This window comes from Rhodanobacter sp. MP7CTX1, assembly GCF_014205795.1.
Classification (GTDB): Bacteria; Pseudomonadota; Gammaproteobacteria; order Xanthomonadales; family Rhodanobacteraceae; genus Rhodanobacter.
In genome coordinates this window covers 15,487-37,045 of record NZ_JACHCN010000009.1, presented here as the reverse complement: position 1 = coordinate 37,045, position 21,559 = coordinate 15,487, and the positions used below count along the sequence as shown (strand labels likewise).

The 21,559-nt window shown below is 62.1% G+C and carries 19 protein-coding genes, 1 tRNA gene and 1 riboswitch; of the genes, 9 read left to right on the top strand and 11 right to left on the bottom strand.

Annotated features, from left to right (window positions below; translation table 11 throughout):
- Positions 1 to 2 precede the first annotated feature (2 nt).
- The 4 genes from rpsI to HDE77_RS12340 all read left to right on the top strand — a co-directional run bounded on the left by rpsI (position 3) and on the right by HDE77_RS12340 (position 2,939).
- Positions 3 to 395: a 30S ribosomal protein S9 gene (gene rpsI / locus HDE77_RS12355; protein WP_184417644.1), complete on the top strand. Its 393-nt coding sequence runs from the start codon at positions 3 to 5 to the stop codon at positions 393 to 395.
- A 69-nt stretch (positions 396 to 464) separates the two neighbouring features.
- Positions 465 to 538: transfer RNA gene (locus HDE77_RS12350), tRNA-Gln, on the top strand.
- Positions 539 to 1,177: 639 nt separating this feature from the next.
- Positions 1,178 to 1,612, top strand: coding sequence for a hypothetical protein (locus HDE77_RS12345; RefSeq protein ID WP_184417643.1), 435 nt, complete (start codon positions 1,178 to 1,180; stop codon positions 1,610 to 1,612).
- Positions 1,613 to 2,165: 553 nt separating this feature from the next.
- Positions 2,166 to 2,939 carry a hypothetical protein gene (locus HDE77_RS12340; RefSeq protein ID WP_184417642.1) on the top strand — a complete coding sequence of 258 codons (774 nt, stop codon included), beginning with the start codon at positions 2,166 to 2,168 and terminating at the stop codon, positions 2,937 to 2,939.
- 30 nt (positions 2,940 to 2,969) lie between these two features.
- Here HDE77_RS12340 and HDE77_RS12335 read toward each other — a convergent pair whose 3' ends face one another.
- The 3 genes from HDE77_RS12335 to lpxL form a co-directional block, all read right to left on the bottom strand.
- Positions 2,970 to 4,097 carry a glycosyltransferase family 4 protein gene (locus tag HDE77_RS12335; protein WP_184417814.1) on the bottom strand — a complete coding sequence of 376 codons (1,128 nt, stop codon included), beginning with the start codon at positions 4,095 to 4,097 and terminating at the stop codon, positions 2,970 to 2,972.
- 11 nt (positions 4,098 to 4,108) lie between these two features.
- Positions 4,109 to 4,831, bottom strand: coding sequence for a polysaccharide deacetylase family protein (locus tag HDE77_RS12330; protein WP_184417641.1), 723 nt, complete (start codon positions 4,829 to 4,831; stop codon positions 4,109 to 4,111).
- Between the two features lie 148 nt (positions 4,832 to 4,979).
- The gene (gene lpxL, locus HDE77_RS12325; RefSeq protein WP_184417640.1) at positions 4,980 to 5,915 is read right to left on the bottom strand and encodes an LpxL/LpxP family Kdo(2)-lipid IV(A) lauroyl/palmitoleoyl acyltransferase; all 936 of its coding nucleotides are present in this window, start codon (positions 5,913 to 5,915) and stop codon (positions 4,980 to 4,982) included.
- Positions 5,916 to 5,992: 77 nt separating this feature from the next.
- Here lpxL and waaA point away from each other — a divergent pair, with 77 nt between their 5' ends.
- Positions 5,993 to 7,258: a lipid IV(A) 3-deoxy-D-manno-octulosonic acid transferase gene (waaA, locus tag HDE77_RS12320; protein ID WP_184417639.1), complete on the top strand. Its 1,266-nt coding sequence runs from the start codon at positions 5,993 to 5,995 to the stop codon at positions 7,256 to 7,258.
- An 84-nt stretch (positions 7,259 to 7,342) separates the two neighbouring features.
- On the opposite strand, the gene HDE77_RS12315 is transcribed toward waaA, so the two are convergent.
- Together HDE77_RS12315 and HDE77_RS12310 are read right to left on the bottom strand one after the other, a co-directional pair.
- Positions 7,343 to 8,680 carry a TolC family outer membrane protein gene (locus tag HDE77_RS12315; protein WP_184417638.1) on the bottom strand — a complete coding sequence of 446 codons (1,338 nt, stop codon included), beginning with the start codon at positions 8,678 to 8,680 and terminating at the stop codon, positions 7,343 to 7,345.
- Positions 8,681 to 8,702: 22 nt separating this feature from the next.
- Positions 8,703 to 9,362, bottom strand: coding sequence for a protein-L-isoaspartate O-methyltransferase (locus tag HDE77_RS12310; protein WP_184417812.1), 660 nt, complete (start codon positions 9,360 to 9,362; stop codon positions 8,703 to 8,705).
- Positions 9,363 to 9,630: 268 nt separating this feature from the next.
- Between HDE77_RS12310 and HDE77_RS12305 the strand changes: the two genes are divergently transcribed.
- From HDE77_RS12305 to HDE77_RS12295, 3 genes are all read left to right on the top strand, one after another.
- The gene (locus tag HDE77_RS12305; protein ID WP_184417637.1) at positions 9,631 to 10,281 is read left to right on the top strand and encodes a TetR/AcrR family transcriptional regulator; all 651 of its coding nucleotides are present in this window, start codon (positions 9,631 to 9,633) and stop codon (positions 10,279 to 10,281) included.
- A 60-nt stretch (positions 10,282 to 10,341) separates the two neighbouring features.
- Positions 10,342 to 10,436, top strand: a riboswitch (TPP riboswitch).
- Positions 10,437 to 10,595: 159 nt separating this feature from the next.
- Positions 10,596 to 12,473 (top strand): phosphomethylpyrimidine synthase ThiC, encoded by a 1,878-nt coding sequence (gene thiC, locus HDE77_RS12300; protein WP_184417636.1) that lies wholly within the window; start codon positions 10,596 to 10,598, stop codon positions 12,471 to 12,473.
- 144 nt (positions 12,474 to 12,617) lie between these two features.
- A complete protein-coding gene (locus HDE77_RS12295) occupies positions 12,618 to 13,217 on the top strand; it encodes a ferritin-like domain-containing protein (protein WP_184417635.1) in 600 nt (199 codons plus the stop codon).
- Positions 13,218 to 13,290: 73 nt separating this feature from the next.
- On the opposite strand, the gene HDE77_RS12290 is transcribed toward HDE77_RS12295, so the two are convergent.
- Genes HDE77_RS12290 through HDE77_RS12280 form a run of 3 tightly spaced genes read right to left on the bottom strand, consistent with a single transcriptional unit; the run spans position 13,291 to position 16,633 of the window.
- On the bottom strand, positions 13,291 to 14,307 hold the full coding sequence (locus HDE77_RS12290) for a zinc-binding alcohol dehydrogenase family protein (RefSeq protein WP_184417634.1): 1,017 nt from the start codon (positions 14,305 to 14,307) through the stop codon (positions 13,291 to 13,293).
- Positions 14,308 to 14,340: 33 nt separating this feature from the next.
- Complete coding sequence (locus tag HDE77_RS12285; RefSeq protein ID WP_184417633.1) at positions 14,341 to 15,372, bottom strand: aldo/keto reductase; 1,032 nt, start codon at positions 15,370 to 15,372, stop codon at positions 14,341 to 14,343.
- Positions 15,373 to 15,418: 46 nt separating this feature from the next.
- Positions 15,419 to 16,633, bottom strand: coding sequence for an MFS transporter (locus tag HDE77_RS12280; protein WP_184417632.1), 1,215 nt, complete (start codon positions 16,631 to 16,633; stop codon positions 15,419 to 15,421).
- Positions 16,634 to 16,733: 100 nt separating this feature from the next.
- Here HDE77_RS12280 and HDE77_RS12275 point away from each other — a divergent pair, with 100 nt between their 5' ends.
- Positions 16,734 to 17,642, top strand: a complete 909-nt coding sequence (locus HDE77_RS12275; protein ID WP_184417631.1) for a LysR family transcriptional regulator — start codon at positions 16,734 to 16,736, stop codon at positions 17,640 to 17,642.
- A gap of 82 nt (positions 17,643 to 17,724) precedes the next feature.
- Here HDE77_RS12275 and ppa read toward each other — a convergent pair whose 3' ends face one another.
- The 3 genes from ppa to HDE77_RS12260 all read right to left on the bottom strand — a co-directional run bounded on the left by ppa (position 17,725) and on the right by HDE77_RS12260 (position 21,521).
- Positions 17,725 to 18,258, bottom strand: coding sequence for an inorganic diphosphatase (gene ppa, locus HDE77_RS12270; protein WP_184417630.1), 534 nt, complete (start codon positions 18,256 to 18,258; stop codon positions 17,725 to 17,727).
- Between the two features lie 90 nt (positions 18,259 to 18,348).
- Positions 18,349 to 19,212, bottom strand: coding sequence for a 2OG-Fe(II) oxygenase (locus HDE77_RS12265; protein WP_184417629.1), 864 nt, complete (start codon positions 19,210 to 19,212; stop codon positions 18,349 to 18,351).
- 170 nt (positions 19,213 to 19,382) lie between these two features.
- Entirely contained in the window at positions 19,383 to 21,521 is a 2,139-nt protein-coding gene (locus tag HDE77_RS12260; protein WP_184417628.1) for a prolyl oligopeptidase family serine peptidase, read from the bottom strand.
- Positions 21,522 to 21,559 lie beyond the last annotated feature (38 nt).

The following is a 21,559-nucleotide window of genomic DNA, read 5'->3' as shown; positions in this document are numbered from 1 at the left end:
TCATGACGATCCAGCAGAATTACGGCACCGGCCGCCGCAAAACCTCCGCCGCCCGCGTGTTCCTGCGCAAGGGCAAGGGCGAGATCGTGGTCAACGGCAAGTCACTTGAGCAGTTCTTCGGTCGCGAGACCTCGTGCATGATCGTGCGCCAGCCGCTCGAACTGACCGAGAACACCAGCAAGTTCGACATCACGGTCACCGTCGCCGGCGGCGGCATCACCGGTCAGGCCGGTGCGATCCGTCTGGGCATTGCCCGCGCGCTGATCGAGTACGACGAAAGCCTGAAGTCGCCGCTGCGCAAAGCTGGTTTTGTTACCCGCGATGCCCGCGAAGTCGAGCGCAAGAAGGTTGGTCTGCACAAGGCGCGTCGCGCGACCCAGTTCTCCAAGCGCTAATTCCTGTCACGGAAATCGCGTTTGTCGGTTCGATGCACAAAAGTCAGAGCGCATCGATCCAGTAGTTTTTGGGAGATCGTCTAACGGTAGGACGACAGCCTCTGACGCTGTCTATCTAGGTTCGAATCCTAGTCTCCCAGCCAAAACAGAAAACCCGCCCTCGTGGCGGGTTTTTTGTTTTGGCTGGGGAAAGGAGGCGAGGCTAGTGACCAGGCACCTCCGATGCCTCGCCCTTGGGCCATCGGCTGCGCCGATGTTCGCTTCTGCATTCCGCCTTTCCGGTCGACTAGTCATAAGGAACGACAGGGACTTCTGCAGGCTGGCCCCGCGAAGCGGAGTTCGGCTTTGAATGGGCCGAACAGTCCCAGTCTCCCATTCAAGATCAGGGGCCCAACGAAAACGGGGCGTTTGATCTTGGGGCTGTAAAAGGGCTTCAAGGCATCGGTGCTCGTCCCGAGACAATCAGCGATCCACGGCCACACGAATTCGTGAGATGCGATCCCATTGCAATCAGATCGTCTTGAAGTCCTTCCTGCCACCAGTTGTTGAATGAGTACAACCGTACAAGGGACATTCAGTTGCGCGTTGCGATGCAGACACGATCATCACGCAACTTGGCGGACGCTGAGCTCAGTCGGCGCTGACAAGATATCTGTCGCGTTTGGGAAGACGCAGCCGACAGCAGATGTATCCCTCTTCTTGGATCACGACGATCCGAGTCCTCTTGGTCAACTAACTTGGGGCAGGTCAATCCTGACCCTGACGGTCGTGCGGAGAAAAGCATGAAAACATTCAAATATCTCGCTTTGGCAGCCGTTGCCGCAGCGTGCTTCACAGCGACCGCTCCGAAGGTAGAAGCTCAGGTTGTCATCCGTGTCGGCGTCGCCCCGGAATGTCCCTACGGCTACTACGACTACAATCCCTACCCCTGCGCGCCCTACGGCTACTACGGACCGGAGTGGTTTACCGGAGGTGTCTTCATCGGCGCTGGCCCGTGGTTTCGTGGACACGGCAACTTCCATGGTCATGTAGACAATCACTACGATGCGCAGCGTGGCTATCGCGGTCCGATGCCCGCGCGTGGCGAGAGAGCCGATCCATCGAGGCACCCTGAACGGGTTGCCAACTTCAGAGGCAATGAAATGCGCGATGGGCGTGGCCATGTAAGCAACGGCGACGAACATGGGCATGATGACGGCCATGACAACAGGCACTGAGAGCGGCCTGCACGAATGATGCAGTGACGGGTGAAAGCCCGCTGGATCGATAGCGGACTCTCCAGCAATCCCAGGCGCAGGCCAAATTGAGGCGCAGCGGCCGCGTCAGCCGATGCTGGATGGAACCTCCTGAGTGGCCATAAGCCATGGTTTGATAAAGGCAGGCGTGGCGTGGCGCGGACGGAAGCGCAGCTTTCGCTTCGCGCCATGCTGCGGCCGCCGCGGCGGTCGCCAACGTCGTCCTGGAGGCGGCGGGCGCAGAGACCCTGGTTCCCTCTCTGGCTCGTGCCAGAGAGCGCTAAGCTTGCGGCCTCGGACGCCATCCTTTTGTTGCCGGGGACTCATGGGGTCGGCAATCCGCTACCCCAGGGCATGTCTCTCAGCCGGGCATTCCAGACGTCCAGACGTCTGAATTTAAAAGATTTTGCGGTGGCACCCGGCTCATCTGATGCACATTCCATTTTTCATGCGAACAAAGGGTTGGGCGTGCGGAGTTAGCTCACATTCGTGGCTGAAAACTTGATCGATGGTTGGCTTGATTTCGGGGGGAATCATGGCTGAGTTGGAGATACGGGTGGTATCCATGCGCAGGGAAGGGCTGCTGGTGGAGCTCGGTCGTGTCGTCTACGAGTATGGTTATGCGCTGTTGCGACAGCGCCTGACCCAGGAGGCGCGAGGGGCGAGCCTGATCATGGTGTTGCGCGGCCCCGACGAGCGCCAATTGGCGCTGGAAGACGCACTGGGCACGCATCCGGGTGTACTGAGCTTCGAGTCGATACCGTACGAATCCGCTTCGGCAAACCGTGCAACGTTCATTGCCGGAAGGAAGCGCCCTGCTGCCTTGGCGCGTGCATCAGCGGCGACATTCACACCGGTCGCCACAGGTGCCGACATAGCGTCGGTCGAGCGGGTTCTGCCGAATCTGGCCAGGGAATATCCCGGCATATTCCCCTTGCTGATCAAGCTTGGACACGCACTGCATCCCGAGGCGCGTGATGCCTCGCTGTACCTTGCGGGCCGTCGCATCGGTCGCTGGGTCTACAGGCGCGATTTCGAACTGGGCGCCAAGCTTGGACTAGCCGACGCCATCAAGCGGGTTGCGTTGCCGGCACTGCGTAAGCTGGTTTCCACCGAGGTGGATAACGAGCGATTGCATATCCGCGACTGCCCGCTATGCCAAACCGGAGGCGCGTCAGGCGGCCGGTTTTTCTGCGGCTTCATCGAGGGGTTGCTGGCCGAGCCGGTGGCATCGCCTTCGTTATTCGTGCGCGAGACGAGCTGTCACGGCGACGGTGCGGCCGCCTGTGTTTTTGAGATTTCCTGCTGAGTCACCCAAGCCGTCCCACTTTTCGATGGGTCAGCCCAAGTGCATACCCGAGCTGGCGCGGGATGCGCCCACAGCGGGAGGATTGCCGGTCAAGTTATTTGCGAACTCTTCGGCGATGACCGTGGTGCTGAAATGCTGTGCGACGAACTCTCTCGCCGCCGCTCCCATTGTCTGACGACGGTCGTTATCGGTCATCGCCAGGATCGCTTCGCGCCACGCATCGACATCGATGGGCGGCAGTAGGAAGCCGGTGACGCCGGCCTGCAAAGTTTCTGGTACGCCGCCGATATCACTACCCAGTACGGGAACCTCGCATGCCTGTGCCTCGACCGCGACGCGGCCGAACGTTTCGGGCAGTTTCGAGGGGAAGGCCAGCACGGAAATCGCTTTATAGTAAGGGTGCACGTCATGCACCCAGCCGGTGAAGTGATGTCGATGCGCCGTCTGCAGTTGGGCGGCTATACGCTCGCGCAACAGCGCCGCGTCAGGACCATCGCCGACCCACAGGCAATGCAGCTTTGGCTCGATGAGCATGGCCGCGTTGGCGGCCTCAAGCAGGGTGAAGATGCCCTTGCCTTCACTCATGCGCCCGAAGTAGCCGACCACGATCGAGTCATCATCCAGGCCTAGCTGATTCCGGATTTCAGCACGCTGACTGGTGGAAGGCTGATACAAGGCCATGTCCACCGGGTTGTGCAAAATCTGCACGAGCTGTGGAGGAACTCCCCAGTCGAGATAGGCCTGGCGCGCGTAGTTGGAAACCGCGAAGAAACGTTGCGCAAGACGTGGCAGCAGATAACCGGAGATGCGGCTCATCGCCGGTGTGCGATGCCGGAACAGGGCGACCTTCACCTTCATCAGTCGACCGCAAAAAATCAGCGGCCAATATTCTTTGCCGAAATTGCCGATGAGCCAGTCGGGTCGGTGCTGCCTGATAGCGGCGATGACGGCGCGATAGCCGCGCGGGTCGAACGCATTGCGAAACTTGGCGTAGTACAGGCGCACGTTCGATGCCGCCAGGCCCTGTGCAATCAGGCCGTCCGGATAGACCACCGCACTGACGTCGTGTCCGGCCTCGGCCATGGCCTGCGCCAGTGCCACAAAATGGGTCGCCGCACCGGTGTGTTCGGGATTGGTGCCGACGAACAGGAATTTCATGGGCGCCGCAGTCATTCGCGGCGATCCTCGTAGCCAGAAAGGATCTTCATTCCGAATTGCGGCAACAGGTGGTGCCGGGCAACCTGTATGCGCGGCAGCCGCCATGGATCAGTGCCGGGAATGGCGCGGCCACGGTGGGTTGTCGTCGCGGCCGCGAAGCCTGCTTCACGGGTCATCCCCACCACGCGATCGTCGTAGTCGCCATAGGGGTAGCAGAACTGGCTTACGGGCAGTGCCAGAAGGTCTTCCAGCTCGGCCTTGCTGCCATGGATCTCATTACGCAGCTGCGTCTCGTCGCATTGCGTCAGTCGGGGATGGGTGCGCGTATGGGCGCCGATTTCCATCCCGCCGGCATGCCACTCGCGCAGTTGCTCGGCTGTCATCAGCGGCTTGCTCACGCCTAGTCGCTCCGCATCCCAACGGTTGTGTTGACCGATCTGGCCACTCACGACATAGCAGGTCGCGCCGAATCCGAAGCGTTGCAGCACGGGCATGGCGGCCTGAAGATTGTCCGCGTAGCCATCGTCGAGGGTGATCACTGCGACGCGACCCTCGCGCTCGCCGCGCAGATAGGGTGCAGCCGCAGTCATCGACAGTCCGACATAACCGAGCCGTCGCAGCAGCCACATCTGACGTGCGAATGCGCGCGGGCTCACGTAGAGACTGCGGTAAACACGAATATCGCGAGGCGCCGGCGCGATATTGTGATACATCAGGATAGGAATGGGCGCCATGGAAACAGGCGCCGCGGACGATTGCGCAGGGTAATTCATGCTTCGGACGCTCTTCCGTGACGGTCCAGTACGAGTAGTTGTCATTGCCGCGAGAGATGGTGATCAGGCGGTGATTTTCCGGCGACCTCCTGTCGCCAATCTGTCGAACTCAGTACACCGGTGGCTGCCCGTCCGGTCGGCTCTTGAAGCGCTTGTGCACCCACAGATACTGTTCAGGTGCCTCACGCACCATCTGCTCGATGCAAGCGTTGACGCGGGCCGTATCGTTCAGAACATCGGTACTGGGGAAGTTTTCCAGCGGCGCACCCAGACGCAAGGCATAGCCCTGGCCATCCGGCAGGCGGCGATGGAAGAACGGGATCACCACCGCGCCGGACATTCTGGCCAGATGATGGGTGGCGCTGATGGTGGCCGCCGGCACGCCAAAGAACGGCACGAACACGCTGTCCTTGCTGCGCATGTCCTGATCCGGTGCATACCAAAGCGTACCGCCGCTGCGCAGGTGCTTCACCGTGCCACGGATGTCGTCCTTGTCGAACATGGCCGTCGCGTAATGCAGTCGCGCACGCAGCACGGCCCACTCGAACACGTCCGAGTCCATCCGCCGATACATGCCGGAGATGCGGATGCGCTGCGAGACCAACCGTGCGCACAGCTCCAGATGCGAGAAGTGGCCGCCGACCAGCAAAACACCTTTGCCTTGAGCGCGTGCTGTTTCGAGGTGCTCCAGTCCCTCAATGACCGTGGGTATGCGCGCCATGCTGCGATCGCTGCCCATCCAGCCCAGGGCAAACTCCACCAGCATCAGGCCGATATCGCGCAGGTTCGCATCGACCAGGGCGGTACGCGCGGCGTCATCGAGCTCCGGAAAGCACAGCGCGATATTGGTTTCGGCGATGTGCCGCCGCGCCGAGGGAGTCAGCAGCACCAGGGCGCCGAGACGGCGGCCGAGCCATAACAGCGCGGCGTACGGCAGTTGGGCAATCAGCCAGATCACGCCCGCACCCAGCCACGCCGGCCATTGGCGCGGCGAAAGCAGTGAACGGGTGAAGGTGGGGCGTGGGGTACCGGGCATCGTGCGCATTGTAGCGGCGCACGCCGCGATCCGGCTTACATGGGCCGCGCTCGCTATACTGCCGCGTTCGTTGCAAGGATCGACTGTTGCGCTATCTCTATACCCTCGCGATGTACCTGGTGACGCCGTTGATGGTGCTGCGACTGCTTGCGCGCGGCGTGCGTTCGCGGCCTTACCATCGACGCTGGCCCGAGCGCTTCGGATTTTTCGATACTCCCGGATTCAGTGGAAGTCTGTGGGTGCATGCAGTTTCGGTTGGCGAAGTGAATGCGGCCGAACCGCTGATCAAGGCGTTGCGTCGGGACTATCCGAATGCGCCGCTGGTGATCACCACGGTGACTCCGACTGGTACGGCGCGCGTGCATCAGCTGTTTGGTGACAGCGTGTTTCATGTCTACCTGCCGTACGACTTGCCGTTCGCGGTGAGTCGCTTCCTGCGCAAGGTGCGTCCGCGACTGGCCTTGATCGTGGAGACCGAAATCTGGCCGAACCTGTATTTCGCCTGCCGCAATCGCGGGATTCCGCTGATGATCGTCAACGCGCGGTTGTCCGAGCGCTCGTTGCGCGGCTACAAGCCCTTGCGTGGCGTGGTTCGGTCGGCGCTGCGCTGTGTGCGCAAGATTGCTGCACAGTCGCGTACGGATGCCGCACGCTACCGCTTGCTGGGCGCAGACCCGCAGCAGGTTGTGGTCATCGGCAACATGAAGTTCGACATGCCGATACCGCAGGGCGCCGTGGCCGACGGTGCAGCCATGCGAGAACAGTGGGGGCCGCGACGCCCGGTGTGGATGGCTGCCAGCACCCATGAAGGCGAGGAGCTGGCCGTGCTGGAGGCACATCTGCAGGTGCTCAAGCGGCTCCCTGACGCGCTGCTGCTGCTCGCTCCAAGGCATCCGGAGAGGTTCCGGATGGTCGAACAATCGGTACGCAGCCTGGGCTTCACCGTGGCCACGCGCAGTGCCAACGGGGTGCCGCTGCCATCGCATCAGGTATTCGTGATTGACGCGATGGGCCAGCTGATGCCGTTTTTTTCAGCGGCCGAGGTTGCCTTCGTCGGTGGCAGTCTGGTGCCCATCGGCGGCCACAACGTGCTGGAACCCGCGGCTTTGTCCACGCCGGTGCTGGTGGGGCCGCATACCTTCAATTTCGAGGAAATCACTCGCAGCCTGCTGCTGCAAGGTGGTGCCGAGCGTGTGGAAAGCAACGAGGCGCTTGGCCATGACGTGCTTGAGCTTCTGCGCGACCCCGCCAAGCGCGATCGAATGGGGCGAGCGGCCCAGCAGGTTTTCGATCGCGAGCGCGGGGCGGTGCAGCGGATCATGCAGATGATCGATGCGTTGTTGCAGGAATAGCTTGGGAAGGTCGAGCCGAAATAGCGAATAAAAAAACCGGGCAGAGTTGCCCGGTTTTGGTTTTGACAGCGCGGATACGCAGCTTTACTGCAGTAGCGCGTTGGCCGCTTCCAGATCCTTGTACTCGACGGTGCCCACGGAGAACTTCAAATTCAGCTTGTCCAGAACCATCTGATGACGCGCCTGCGAATAGATGTTCTCGGCCGAGCTCAGGGTCTGAATCGCGTTCAACACATCGATGATGGTTTCCGTACCGACGTTGAATCCGGCGCGGGTGGCGTCAAGCGCCTTCTGACCGGATTCCACGGCGGCCTTGCCGGACTGAACCTCTTCGATGTCGGCCAGCACGGAGCGATAGAAGTTGAGCGTGGTGCGGGTCACCAGGCGGCGCTGGGACTCCAGTGAGTCCTGCGCGGCATCGCGTTGATCGATCGACTGGCGCACGCGCGATTGCGTGGCACCACCGGAAAAGATCGGGACCGAAAGCGTGACGCCAATCGTGTTGCCCCACCGACCATTGCCAGGAAGGCCGCCCGAACCGACGTTCTCAAACCAGCTGGTGGTTTCGCCGCGCACCGCCGTGGCATTGATGGTTGGCAGGTGGCCCGCACGCGCGACCATGATGTCGTGCTGCGCGGCTTCGAGGGTGTACTGCTGCGAGAGCACGCTCGGGCTGTACTTCAGCGCATCCTGCACCCACGCGTCCGGATCGTTTGGCACCGGTGGCTCCAGCGGCAGGTCATCGCGCAGTTTCTTCAGGTCGCCGGCCGGCTTGCCGGTGATCTGGGTCAGCGCCTCGCGCGCGTCGCTGAGCGTATTTTGCGCAGTGATGGTCTGTGCCTTGGCAGCTTCAAAGGCGGCCTTGGCCTGATAGGAGCCGGTGATCGCCGCAATACCTGCCTTGTACTGTGCGTCGGCCTGGTCGTACTGCTTCTTGAAAGCGTCTTCGCTGGCCTTCGCAAACGTCAGCGCGTCCTGATCGGTCAGGATGGTGAAGTAGGCAGCCGCGACGCGGATATACAAATCCTGTTCCGCCGACTGATAGGTCTGGTCGCCTGCATTTGCAGTCGAATGTGCGGCCTGGAGGCTGGCGATCTTGCTCAGATCGAACACGACCTGGTCGACCTGGCCACTCAGGGTGCGCTGGCGCTCATTGCCGATGGACAGGGCTCCAGTGTTGCTGTTCGCGGCAGCTGACCCTCCGCTGACCTGTTGAATACCGAAGCTACCGTTTATCTGCGGCAACAGCAGCGCACGAGCCTGCGGAACGCCTTCGCGGGTAGCAAGGTTTTGCGCATCGGCCTGCGCCAGCACCGGATCGTTGGCCCGCGCCTGCCGGTAGGCGTCGAGCAGATCCTCGCCATGGCTGGGCAGCGAAATGGTGGCCAGGGCCACGGCCAGGGTGAGCAACTTCAAACGCATGGAGTGCCTCGTGGGGATCAAGTCAGAAGACGAAACGCTGTGGCGGTTCGGCGTGGGTCAGATAAGGCAGATCGGTTTCGAACAGGGCTTCTTCGCGGTAACGACCTGCGCCCTCGTGGGTCAGCAGGGTCGCTTGCTGCACTGGTGATTGACCGCGCACGATCAGTGCACGTGCGCCGGGCTTGAGCCAGGTCAGCCAGCTTGGAGGAATGTCGGACACGGCGCCTGTCACCACCAGCGCATCGAACTGCTCGCCCGGCTGCCAGCCCCGGACGGCTTCGCCGGTGACCAGGGTCACGTTGGCAACACCGGTCGCGCCCAGGCGTTGTGACGCTGCGGAGGTGAAGTCGGCATGGATATCCACGCTGGTGACGTGTGCCGATAGCCCGGCAAGACAAGCGGTGAGAAAGCCCGAGCCAGTGCCGATTTCCAGTACCCGGTCGGTCGGCAGCAGCTCCAGCGCCTGCAATACACGGCCTTCGACGACCGGCTTCATCATCACCTCACCATGGCCCAGCGGCAGGCACAGGTCGGCAAATGCCAGCTGGCGGTGTGCGGCATCGACGAAGTCCTCGCGGCGCACGCGACTGATGATGTCCAATACGCGACCGTCCAGTACCTCCCACGGGCGCACCTGGTTTTCCACCATGTTCAGTCGCGCCTGGTCGAAGTTCATTGCCATCTTGTTCATGTCCCGTGCGGATCGAAAAGGTCAAAAAGGATAAGTGCTTAACCCCGCTCCCACAACGACTACCTTCGACAATGACTAGCCTGCCGGTTGTACAACAGACCACGAAGTGCCGGAAGTCACCGCAAGAAGTTGACGTACGTCATCCGGCGCGGCAAATACGCGCAACTGAATGGCTTAGTCGCGCGACTGGCGTCATCTTGGAAAATAATTGAACCGTCGCGTATAATAAACCTCAGGTTTTGATTTGTGAAGGTGCCGCATGACTTCCAGCGTGCAATGCCGACCGCAGGGACCCGGTCGTCCAAAAGACATGGAGAAACGCGCGGCGATTCTGGCCGCGGCCAAGGCGTTGTTTATCCGCAATGCCTTTGCTGGTACCAGCATGGATGCCATCGCGGCTGACGCCGGGGTGTCCAAACTCACCGTGTACAGCCATTTTGGTGACAAGGACAATCTGTTCCGTGAGGTGATTCGCTCGCGCATCCAGGATCTGTTGCCGGAAGATATTTACTATTACGACCCGCACGTCGATATCGGTGTGACCTTGCAGAATATTGCGCAGGCGCACATGCGCATCGACTGCGAGGCGGAAAACGTCGGTACATTCCGCGCGATCCTCAGCGATTGCCGCCAAGGCAACCCCCGCTACGGCAAATTGCTGTGGGAAGAGGGGCCGGCGCGTACCCACGGTCTTATGGAACGATTGTTGCAGCAGGCGGTTGACCACGGCGCGCTGGATATTCCCGTCGTGAAGACCGCCAGCATCCAGTTTTTCTCGCTGATCAAGGGTGATCTGCTGTTGCGCCGACTGTTTGCCTGCGACGAATGTCCCGTCACCGCGGCCGCAGAAATCGAGGTGATGGCGCGCACCGGCGTGGCAACCTTCCTGCGCGCCTACCTGCCAAGGTGAACGGTCGAACCCGCTGGCCGGTACTCGCCAGTGGGGCCGCTTCGTGTTTGAATAGCAGCTGTTTTGAAGCGGGGGTGCCGGCAACCGTCGGCTGAGAGAGTCCCTTCGAACCTGATCCGGTTAGCACCGGTGTAGGGAGCTTCGCCGCACGGGCCCTGTGGTCCTCGTGCGTCCGGTGCCGTCGCTTCGTCTGTGCTGCGAATCCCTCGCAAGCCTCCGGACATCTCCTTGCGGAGTGGCTGGAGTGAGGGTCGTTCGCAAGAGCCCGCACATCCCATGTGTGTGGGCTTTCCCACCCAACAGGACGAATGCCGATGAATGCCCAGCCCTCCGATCTCGTGCGCAGCGCGCAAGAACTCTCCGACGCCGTGATCCGGCCGATTCCCGGTTCGCGCAAGATCCACGTGCAGGGCAGTCGCGCCGATCTGCGCGTACCACTGCGCGAGATCATCCAGGCGCAGACGCCGGGTTTGTTCGGTGGCGAAGAGAACCCGCCGATCGCGGTGTACGACACCTCCGGCCCTTACACCGATCCGGATTACCAGGTCGACCTGGTCGCCGGACTGCCCGCGATGCGCGCGCCATGGATTGCCGATCGCGGCGATACCGAAGAGCTGCCTGGGCTGAGCTCCGAGTTCAGCCGTCGCCACGCCGAAGCGCCGGAACTGGCCGCCTTGCGTTTCCCCTCCCGCCGCACGCCGCGTCGTGCCAAGGTCGGCGCGAACGTCAGCCAGATGCATTACGCGCGCCGCGGCATCATCACGCCGGAGATGGAATACATCGCGATTCGCGAGAACCAGAAGATCGAAGCACTGGCTGGCAGCGCGCTGCTCAACCAGCATCCTGGCGAATCGTTTGGCGCGTCGTTGCCGAAAAAGATCACGGCCGAATTCGTGCGCGATGAAGTAGCCCGCGGCCGCGCGATCATCCCGAACAACATCAACCATCCCGAATCCGAGCCGATGATCATCGGCCGCAACTTCCTCACCAAGATCAACGCGAATATCGGCAATTCGGCCGTGTCGTCGGGTATTGCCGAGGAAGTGGAGAAGCTGGTCTGGTCGATTCGCTGGGGCGGCGACACGGTGATGGATCTGTCCACCGGCAAGCACATTCACGAGACCCGCGAGTGGATCATCCGCAACTCGCCGGTCCCCATTGGCACCGTGCCGATCTACCAGGCGCTGGAGAAAGTGGGCGGCGTCGCAGAAGACCTCACCTGGGAAATTTTCCGCGACACGCTGATCGAGCAGGCCGAGCAGGGCGTGGACTATTTCACCATCCACGCCGGCGTGCTGCTGCGCTTCGTGCCGCTGACTGCCAAGCGCGTTACCGGCATCGTCTCGCGCGGTGGCTCGATCATGGCGAAGTGGTGCCTGGCCCATCATCGGGAAAACTTCCTCTACACGCACTTCGAGGACATCTGCGAAATCATGAAGGCGTATGACGTCGCCTTCAGCCTCGGCGACGGCCTGCGTCCGGGCTGTATCGCGGATGCGAATGACGCGGCGCAGTTCGGTGAGCTCGACACCCTGGGCGAACTGACCCAGATCGCCTGGAAGCACGACGTGCAGGTCATGATCGAGGGTCCCGGCCACGTGCCGATGCACCTGATCAAGGAAAACATGGATCGCCAGCTGGAGAAGTGTGGCGAAGCACCGTTCTACACGTTGGGGCCACTGACCACCGATATCGCGCCGGGCTACGACCACATCACCAGCGCAATCGGTGCGGCGATGATCGGCTGGTTCGGCACCGCAATGCTCTGCTATGTCACGCCGAAGGAGCATCTCGGCCTGCCGAACAAGCAGGACGTGCGCGACGGCATCATTGCCTACAAGATCGCCGCCCATGCGGCGGACCTGGCCAAGGGTCATCCGGGTGCACAGGTGCGCGATAACGCATTGTCGAAGGCACGCTTCGAGTTCCGCTGGGACGACCAGTTCAACCTGGGTCTGGATCCGGAAAAGGCCAAGGAATTCCATGACGAAACGCTGCCGAAGGATGCGCACAAGAGCGCGCACTTCTGTTCCATGTGCGGGCCGAAATTCTGCTCCATGAAGATTACCCAGGACGTTCGAGACTACGCCGCCGAACACGGCATGGAAGCGTTCGAGGCGATCGACGAGGGGATGGCCGAAAAGGCTGCCGAATTCCGTGAGCAGGGTGCCGAGGTGTATCGCAAGGCCTGATGGTTGAGCAGTAGGGTGCAAATCCAAGCCAGGTGAAGTCGTCTTCACCTGGCTTTTTCATGCGCATTCCTACGCTGTGGAGGTTTCGTTGGTAGCGGCAGCCAGCCATGCCGCTACCCATTCCCGCGTCCACAGGAGCAAGCCATGGCCAAGAGCAAGCCGTTCGTCAGCGACATCGAGAACATCCGCAAACGCGCACGCAAGGATATCGAGAAGGGTGCGATGACGGCGGGCTACGCCGCTGACCGGCCCACCGTCATCAAGCTGCTCAACCATGCGCTGGCGACCGAGCTGGTTTGCGTCCTGCGCTACAAGTACCACTACTACATGGCGTCGGGGATCAACTCGCAAAGCGTCAAGGCCGAATTTCTTGAACACGCCAATGAGGAACAGGGTCATGCCGATCTGATCGCCGAGCGCATCACCCAGCTGGATGGCAAGCCGAACCTGTCGCCGGAAGGCATGCTCAGCCGCAGCCACGCCGACTATGTCGAAGGTGTCGACCTGGTCGACATGATCAAGGAAGACCTGGTCGCCGAGCGCATCGCGATCGACAGCTACCGCGAAATCATCGACTACATCGGCACCGACGATTCGACCACGCGTCGCATGCTCGAAGGCATTCTGGCGATGGAAGAGGAGCATGCCGAAGACATGAATACGCTACTGGAACAGCTGGGCAAGAAAGGCGAGCCGGCAAAAGCGGCGCCGGGTAAAAAGTCCGCGTCCGGCAAACGCGGCTGATAGCAGATCGTTGTTTGCGCAGACGGGGCGCATACGCTGGTCCGTCTGCGCAAGCGCGTAGTAGAAGCGCGTACTACCAGCCAGCCACTACCAGTTTGCCGATGCTGGTACCGGATTCCAGCCGACGATGTGCCTCGCGCAGGTTCGCCGCCGAGATCGGCGCCATCGTTTCGGTGCGCGTGCTGCGCAGCTTGCCGGCATCGATAAGCGCGGCAACGCGCTCGAGGATACGGCCTTGTTCGGCCTGGTCGGCGGTCTTGAAGCGTGACCGGGCAAACATCATTTCCCAGTGGATGCCGATGCACTTGGCCTTGTACGGGTCACCGATTTTCAGTGCGCCGGCCGGTTCGACGACGAGGCCGACGTGGCCCTGCGGTGCCAGTATCTGGCCAATGGTGTCCCAATAGCGTTCGGTGTCGGCGAGGTTGAGCACGGCATCGACCTGCTCGAAACCCAGCGTCGCCAGTTGTGCCGGCAACGGGTGGCGATGGTCGATCACGTGTTGGGCGCCCATCGTGCGGCACCACGCGATGGTTTCCGGGCGCGAAGCGGTAGCGATCACCGTGAAGCCGGCATGTCGAGCCAACTGGATCACAATCGAGCCGACCCCGCCGGCACCGCCGATGATCAGCAACGACTTGCCCTCGCCACCGTGCTCGCTATCGAACGGCATGCGCTGAAACAACAGTTCCCATGCGGTGAGCGTGGTCAACGGTAGCGCCGCCGCCGCGGCCAGATCGAGCGATTGCGGCACATGGCCGACCAGATGCGCATCGACCAGCTGATACTCGGCATTGCTGCCGGGTCGGGTAACGTCGCCGGCGTAGTACACGCGATCGCCGGGTTTGAAACCGATGACCGATCCACCGACGGCCTCGACCGTACCGGCCGCGTCGTAGCCGAGCACTTTCGGCTGCGCCTCGACTTGGGGTTTCGGCGAGCGCAGCTTGGTGTCGACCGGGTTCACCGAGACTGCTTCGACACGAACCAGCAAGTCATGCTCGCCTGCGACAGGCTTGGGTAGCTCGACATCGACCAGAGCATCGGGATCGTCGATGGGAAGGTAGCGGGTGAGGGCAACAGCTTTCATGGAGAGCTCCAAAGACAGGTGTGACCGGATGATTCAGACGGCAGGTGGATTGCGTTCGGTGAACTGTCCATTCCAATACGGGTAATAGGGGTAAGGCGGCGTGACAGCACTGGCAACATCAAGCTTTGCGATCTGTTCGCTACTGAGGTTCCAGCCCACCGCATCGAGGTTCTGACGCAACTGCTGCTCGTTGCGTGCACCGATCAGCACGGTCGATACCGTGGGGCGTTGCAGCAGCCAGTTCAATGCAACCTGCGGGATGCTCTTGCCGGTTTCCGTGGCGATCGCATCCAGCGCGTCGACGACGCGGTACAGGCGCTCCTCGTCCACCGGCGGCGCGAAGCTTTCGGTGTCATGCAGGCGGCTGCCAGCGGGCAGCGGCTCGCCGCGGCGGACCTTGCCGGTGAGTCGCCCCCAGCCGAGCGGGCTCCACACCACCGCGCCGACACCCTGGTCGAGGCCGAGCGGCATCAGCTCCCACTCGTAGTCGCGCCCAATCAGCGAGTAATAGGTCTGGTTCGCCACGAACCGCGAGTAGCCGTAACGATCCGCTGCGGCCTGCGATTTCATCAGCTGCCAGCCGGAGAAATTCGATGCGCCGAGATAGCGCACCTTGCCGGCACGCACGAGATCGTCGAGCGTCGACATCACGCTCTCCACCGGCGTCATCGCGTCGAAGTGGTGCAGTTGCAACAGGTCGATATAGTCGGTGCCGAGACGTTTGAGTGCACGCTCCACACCGCTGACGAGATGATGACGGGACGCACCCACGTCATTTGGGCCATCGCCTGCGCGCAGTGTGATCTTGGTGGAGATGATGGCCCGCTCGCGCCGGCCCTTCAGCGCCGCGCCGAGAATCGACTCCGACGCGCCATCCGAATAGACGTCTGCGGTGTCATACAAGTTGACGCCGGCATCGAAGCAGATGTCGATCAGGCGTTTTGCCTCCGTGATATCGGTGTTGCCCCACGCGCTGAACAAGGGTCCCTTGCCACCGAACGTGCCGGCACCGAAACCGAGTGCGGGAACTTTGAAGCCGGAATTGCCGAGATAGCGATAGTCCATGGGAAGACTCCGTTGCGTTGCATGAGTGGTGGGAAGTGGTGGGTTGTTATGTCTGTGGGCAGGCGGCAATAGCCAGCACCGGGCGTCGGCCGCGCTCCAGACGCAGGCTGCAGAGCGCGACGGCGAGGCCGGCCACTGTCACCAGCGCCGCGATCCAGGTCACCGAGCCGAGGCCGGGGCCGCGCTCGATCACGACACCGCCAAGCCATGCACCCAGCGCGTTGCCAAGGTTGAACGCGCCGATGTTGAGGCTCGACGCGAGGCTCTGTGCGCCGTTGGCCTTTTGCAGGACCCACAGCTGTAGTGGTGGCACGGTGGCAAATGCGGCCACGCCGAGCAGTCCGACGAAAATCACGCTGAGGGTCTTGTCATGCAAGACAAATGTCATCGCACCCAGCACGACGGCCAGCGTCGTCAGCGTCGCCAGCAGGGCCGGCATCAAACGGCGGTCGGCGAGACGGCCGCCGAGCAGGTTGCCGGCGATCAGGCCGACGCCGAAGACCAGCAGGATCGGCGACACGGCGCTATCGGCGAAGCCGGTCACCCGGGTCAGAATCGGCTGGATGTAGGTGAACACAGTAAACACACCGGCGAACCCAAGCACCGTCATCAGCAGGCCAAGCAGCACCGGCGGACGGGCGATGGCTTTCATTTCTGCACGCACGTTGATCGGCGACGTATTGTCTTTCGCCGTGGGCACCAGAGTGGCGATAACGAGCGTGGCGATCACGCCGATCGCGGCCACCGCCCAGAACGTGGCGCGCCAGCCGAAGTGCAGGCCAAGCCACGCGCCTGCGGGCACGCCAAGCAAGGTCGCTACGGTGAGGCCGGTGAACATGATCGAGATCGCCGAGGCCTTGCGATCCTCGGCGACCAGTCCGGTAGCCACTACCGCGCCGACGCCGAAGAAGGTGCCGTGGGCGAGCGAGGTGATCACCCGCGCAACCATCAACACGTCGTAGTTCGGCGCCAGCGCGCAGGCGAGGTTGCCGACCGTAAAGATCATCATCAGCGCCACCAAGACTGCCTTGCGCGGCATCCGGCTGGTCAGCACGGTGAGTACTGGCGCGCCCACAAACACACCCAGCGCATAACCGGAAATCAGCAGGCCGGCGGCAGCGACACTGACGTGCAGGTCGGCGGCGACCTGCAGCAGCAGACCCATGATCACGAATTCGGTGGTGCCGATGCCGAACGCGCCGGCGGTCAGCGCGCACAGCGCCAGTGGCGTGCGGGCTCGGGTGACAGGGACGATGGCCATGACAAGAAATCGCGTGGGAAAGAGTCGCCAGCTTAGGCGCTTGCCTTTTTGTCAAAAACCACCAAGATGAGTAATCATCCTCAACAAATGGTTGATAATCATGGATCGCGTCGGCGACCTCAGCCTGTTCCTGCGCGTGCTCGATCTGGGTTCGATCAGCGCTGCCGCCCGCAGTCTCGATCTCTCGGTGGCAGTCGCCAGCCAGCGGCTGAAACGGCTGGAGCGGGATCTTGGCGTGCGTCTGCTCCATCGGACGACGCGCCAGCTGCATGCGACCCCGGAAGGTGCTGCGCTGGCTGCACAGGGCCGCTCCCTGGTGGAGGATCTGGAGGCATTGACCAGTGGCTTGCGCCAGGCGGGCACCGAGGTCGCCGGTACGTTGCGGGTCACCGTGCCGGCTTCGTTCGGGCGTCAGTACATCTCGCCCTTGCTACCGGAGTTCCTCGCGCTTCATCCTCGCGTGAAGCTGAGCGTGAACCTCAACGACCAGATGCTGGATCTGGTCGCCTCGGGCTTCGATCTGGCGATACGGGTCGGTGCGCTCGACGATTCAGGCCTGGTGGCGCGCAAGCTCACCACCAATCGACGTGTGCTGTGTGCCTCACCGGCCTATCTGGAGCAGCACGGGCATCCACGCACTCCCGCCGATCTGGCAGCACATGAGTGCCTGCTGCTGGTAGGTAGTCAGGGGAGGCAGGATGTATGGCGCTTCACCGATAGGGCGGGTCGCGACATGGCGCAGCGGGTGCATGGGCGCTTCGAGAGCAACCTTGGCGAATTGCTGCGTGATGCGGTGGTGGCCGGCCTTGGCATCGCACTGCATTCGACCTGGCATGTTCACGAGGAGCTGCGTAACGGGCGATTGCTGCAGGTACTGCCGGACTATTCGATTGCGGAGACCGGCATTCATGCGCTGATGCCACAGCGCCGGTTGGTGCCGCCACGAGTGCGCGCTTTCGTCGATTTTCTAGCCGAGCGACTGGGTGATCATCCACCCTGGGAAAAGTGACCTGCACCTTCGCTCGGCGATGGCGCAAAAAAAAGCGGCGCGCCGTTTCGATGAAACGCCGCGCCGCAGGATCAAACCAGGGTCACTTGGCTTGCTCGTAGCGCTGGATGCCGGCGACGATCTCTGCCTTCGCCTCGTCGGCGCCGACCCAACCTTCGACCTTCACCCATTTGCCCTTCTCCAGATCCTTGTAGTGCTCGAAGAAGTGGCCGATCCGCTCCAGCCAGTGCGGCGACACGCCCTTGATGTCGTTGATGTGCGAGTAGCCGGGGAAGATCTTCGGCGCGGGCACCACGAGCAGCTTCTCGTCGCTGCCCGCCTCGTCGGTCATCTTCAGCATGCCGACCGGCAAGCAGCGGATCACGGAGCCGGGAATCAGCGGGAGCGGGAGGATCACCAGCGCGTCCAGCGGATCGCCATCGCCACCCAGCGTGCCCGGCACGTAGCCGTAGTTGCACGGGTAACGCATCGGCGTGGACAGGATGCGGTCGACGAAGATCGCCCCGCTTTCCTTTTCCACTTCGTACTTTACCGGCTCGGCATCCTTGGGGATTTCGATGACGACGTTGATTTCGTTCGGCACGTCGCGGCCGGCGGAGACAAGATGCAGACCCATGGGATGTCCTTGCGCAGAGTGGGTAGTGGGTCTACAAGGATACGCGAAACGCTGCTGCGGCGCAGCAATGGATCAGAAAAACGGCGCGGTTTACGCCATCCGCCGGTTCCGGAACGGTCGTTCGCGCAGCCATTTTGTGGCGATCCATTTTTCGCCGCGGATCACTGGCAGGCCAGCGTGCAGTGAAGTCCGGTCACCGCCCTCGTAGGCGAAATAGACGGCCGAACCCCGCCGTGCGGTAATCGTCAGCCCAATCCCGGGGAACGCGGTACCGCCGCCTTGCTCGGGGGAGTTCAGATACATCACCACGCTGGCGATGCGTTGACCGCCCCACTTGGTCATCGGGCCGAAGCTGGGCAGTTCGGGATCGAACCAGTCGTAGTGCGGCTCGTATTCCTGGCCTGGCAGGTAATGCAGGATCTGCAAGCCCTCGCCGTGATCGACGGGAATCTCCAGCAATCGGCTGAGACGTTGCTCGATCAGGCCGATCAGGGGCAGTTCGTTGATCGCGAAGAACGTGCCTTCGCTGGTGCGCCGCTGATCCACCTGATACCTGCCATCGGTGTCGACGGTGAGTGTGCGCTGCAGTCGCGGCCGTGCCAGTTCGATCAGATCGGTGCATTCCTGCTCCGAAAGGATGCCATCGAGTACCCGCAGTGTGGGAGCGTCCACACTGAGCGAGACGCCGATAGTGTGCCCGTCGACGATGACCTCGGGCGCTTCGGGGTGTTTCGTGCGCATACCCTGCGGCGCTTTGGCGGCCGCATGCTGGGTGGTCGCATGCAACGCGGCCAGCGGTACCTTCAGCACTTCGGCGACAATGCTGCGGCTTTGCCGCGGGTTGTAGCCGTTCTCCTCCATCAGGCGCAGGACGGCCGGCAGGCCGTGCCCGGCGCGCGTCGTGGCAAGAATCCATTCGCGTAATTCGGGGCGGATCGGGGTACTTGTACTCATGGCGCAGGGACTTGATCGGTGTGGCGCAAAGTTTACTTCATGCGTTGACGGCAGCATGCGCTGTGAACAGCGCTGTTGCCGTGCGCATACCGACGCCTCGAAAACGCCCCGATCCGTCGTCCCTGCCTTCGGGATGACGGATCGGGTGACGGGTTGTACAAGATGTTCTGTTACTTCAGTTGATCCCACAAGAAATCGTAGGCCAGCGCATGCATCAGCGCGGCTTGCTTGTTGTCCGCGCCCGCACCATGGCCGCCCTCGAGGTTCTCGTAAAACCACACGTTCGCGTGTCCCATCGCCTGCATTTTCGCAGCCATCTTGCGAGCCTGCACCGGGCCGACACGGTCGTCGCTGGTGGTGGTGTAGAACAGCACCGGCGGGTAGTGCGCGTCTTTTTCCACGTTCTGATACGGCGAGAACGTCTTGATGAAGTTCCAGTCCGAAGTATCCGGATTGCCGTATTCGGCCATCCATGACGCACCGGCCGACAAGTGCGTGTAGCGCTTCATGTCGAGCAGCGGTACCTCGCACGCGATCGCACCGAAAAGCTGTGGATAGACCGTCAGCATGTTGCCCATCAACAGGCCGCCATTGCTGCCACCCTCGGCGCCCAGATGCTTCGCGGAAGTCACTCCGCGCTTGACCAGGTCCTCGGCGACTGCAGCGAAGTCTTCGTACGCACGCGGGCGATTTGCCTTCAGTGCGGCCTGGTGCCAGGCCGGGCCGTATTCACCGCCGCCGCGGATATTCGCGACCACGTATACGCCGCCGCGATTCAGCCAGGCGCGACCGATGCTGCCGCTGTAGTGCGGCTGCAGCGAAACTTCGAAACCACCGTAGCCGTACAGTAGCGCGCGGTTGGAGCCATCCAGCTTGATGCCCTTGGGCGCGATCTCGAAGTACGGCACGCGGGTGCCGTCTTTCGAACTGACAAAGTGCTGGCTGACCTCGAACTTCGAGGCATCGAAAAATGCCGGGTCATGCTTGATCGTCTCGGCCGGTATGCTGCCCAGCACACCACGCTGCAGCGACGACGGGGCCAAAAAGCCGGTGACGCCGAGCCAGTACTCGTCGCTGTGGTCGGGATCGGTGTCGACCACGTTGATGGTGCTCATCGCGGGCGCGTTCGGCATCGCCTCGCGCTTCCAGTCGCCCGTGGTCGTCACGTTTTCTGGCGGCGTCAGCACTTCCAGTCGGCTCTTGACGTCGTCCAGCACATCCAGGATCAAGTGATGCTGGGTCCAGGCGTACGTGGCCAGCGAGGTATGCGCGTCCGGCTTGAACAGCACGGTGAACACGCGCTTGCCGGCCATGAACGCATCGAATGTCGTTGCCAGCAGTGCGCCGGACGGGTAGGTCGTGCCATCGATCGTCCAGGGTGAGCGCGTCTGCACCAACAACCATTCGCGATGGGCGTCGGCGGTGGCATCGGTGGGAACATCAACACGTGTGAGCTTGTCGCCGATGCGCTGGTACAGCTCGCTGTGGAAGAAATCCTTCGCGACGCTGACGAAATCACGCTCGAAACCCGGCGTGCGATCGTGCGACGCGCTGACGGCGAGATCGGTGGGCTTGCCCGCGTAGATCGTGGCGGCCGCCGTCAATGGCGTGCCGCGCTTCCATTCCTTGGCAATGCGCGGATAGCTCGATTCAGTCATCGTGTCGGGACCGAAATCGGTACCGACGTAAAGGGTGTCCTCATCGATCCAGCTGGCCTCGGTCTTCGCAACAGGCAAGTCGAAACCGCCCTTGACGAAGGATTTGCCAGGGATGTCGAACTCGCGCACGGTCACTGCATCGCCGCCATCCGGTGACAGCGAAATCAGGCAGCGGTCGTATTTCGGCTTCAGGCATTGCACGTCCTTGAAGACCCAGCGTTTGTCTTCGGCCTTGTTCAGCGCGTCGACGTCCAGCAACACTTCCCACTGTGGGTTGGCCTTGCGGTACTCGGCCAACGTGGTGCGCCGCCAGATGCCGCGCGGATGTGCCTTGTCGCGCCAGAAGTTGTACAGGTGATCGCCCATGCGGCGGACATCGGGAATCCGCGCGTCCGAATCGAGCACTTCGAGTATGCCGTCGCGGGTTTTCGTGAACTCGGCGTTGCCGACGAACTGCTTCGTCGTCACCGCATTCTCTTTTTTCACCCAATCCATCGCGCGGGTGCTGTGGATGTCCTCCAGCCACAGGAACGGATCATCGCTGGCCTGGGTGTCTGCGGGTGGGGTGGCGGGTTTGTTGTCTTGGGCGTTGGTAGTGTTCATGCCCGTCAGTGTGACGCCGAGTGCCAGCATCAGCCAGACCGATTTCATCGTGTGCTCCTTGTGTGCAGATGGATCCAGCGGATGCG